Source organism: Vibrio sp. 1288 (genome assembly GCF_033344475.1).
Window position 1 is genome coordinate 1 of record NZ_JAWPOX010001084.1, and the last position, 528, is coordinate 528.

At 44.1% G+C, this 528-nt stretch carries 1 protein-coding gene; it reads left to right on the forward strand.

What is annotated here, in order from left to right; translation table 11 throughout:
- Positions 1 to 528: ATP-binding protein (locus R8O11_RS31025; protein WP_318195365.1), on the forward strand; the 528-nt coding region annotated here is incomplete at both ends.

The window sequence follows — 528 nt, forward strand, 5'->3', positions numbered from 1 at the left end:
TAAGTTATTGGTTGATATACCATTAGCCATGAATACGGTCGTGGTCGGTGATAAAGGTCGGATTAATCAAATCTTACTTAACTTGCTCGGCAATGCAGTGAAATTCACGGATGAAGGTCATGTGCAGCTGAAAGTAAGAGAAAGTGAGCTCGGTTTTGATTTTTTAGTGACTGATACAGGTATTGGAATTCCTGAAGACAGGCTAACTCATATTATGGATAAATTTGAGCAGGTCGATACCTCCGCGACAAGGCGACATGAAGGAACGGGCTTGGGGTTGGCAATCTCCAAACGATTGATCAGCATGTACAACGGTGAGCTTTGTGTGCGCTCGGATTTTGGCAACGGATCGTGTTTTAGCTTTAGTTTGCAGTTGCCTAAACGAAGTCAGCCTCATTCTGAACCGGTAGAACTGAATGCAAATCGACTATTGTTGATTGATGATTATCTACCGCGCGTGGAACACTTGATGCGTTTAGCTAAAGAGATTGGCATAGAGGTGACTCATCGCAACGATTGGTCTGCGGC